Genomic DNA, 644 nt, shown 5'->3' with positions numbered 1-644 from the left:
GAGGCTTTAGCCTGTGCCGCGCGGAACGCGCGGCATGAAAATCCACCCGCTGTGCGGGTGGAAGGCAACTATGCTATGCAACGAAACTCCTCCCTCCCTAGGATGGTGATTGTTCAGGTCGCCGGCCGCGAGAGGAAGGAGAACACCATGGCACAGAAGGCAAACAGCCTTGCGCACACGAAATGGATGTGCAAGTACCACATCGTGTTTTGCCCAAAGTATAGGAGAAAGGCCATCTACAACCAATACCGAAAGGACCTGGGGGAGATCCTCAGGAACCTCTGCCAGTGGAAGGGGGTGGAGATAATAGAGGGGCATCTGATGCCGGACCACGTGCACATGCTGGTGAGCATCCCGCCCAAGATCAGCGTATCGAGCTTCATGGGGTACCTGAAGGGCAAGAGCGCGCTCCTCATGTTCGACAAGCATGCGAACCTCAAGTACAAGTTCGGGAACAGGAAGTTCTGGGCAGAGGGCTACTATGTCTCGACCGTCGGCATGAACGAGGCCACGATCGCGAAGTACATCAGGGAGCAGGAAGCCGCGGACATCGCCCTCGACAAGCTCAGCGTCAAGGAGTACGAGGACCCGTTCAGCAGGAAATAGGCCGGCAAATGCCCGTTTGACGGGCTAGCCACGAGTCA

At 57.1% G+C, this 644-nt stretch carries 1 protein-coding gene; it reads left to right on the top strand.

What is annotated here, in order from left to right:
- The first annotated feature begins 147 nt into the window (after positions 1-147).
- Complete coding sequence (gene tnpA / locus ABVS03_RS11570) at positions 148-606, top strand: IS200/IS605 family transposase (RefSeq protein ID WP_330971165.1); 459 nt, start codon at positions 148-150, stop codon at positions 604-606.
- Positions 607-644 lie beyond the last annotated feature (38 nt).

This window comes from Olsenella sp. AGMB03486 (assembly GCF_040884255.1).
GTDB lineage: Bacteria > Actinomycetota > Coriobacteriia > Coriobacteriales > Atopobiaceae > Olsenella_L > Olsenella_L kribbiana.
The sequence above is the reverse complement of the archived record's forward strand: the minus strand, read 5'-3'. Positions and strand labels throughout refer to the sequence as shown.

Excerpts from the sequence above, each read along its gene's own strand:
- tnpA (WP_330971165.1), top strand. The coding sequence starts at position 148 with ATGGCACAGAAGGCAAACAGCCTTGCGCACACGAAATGGATGTGCAAG.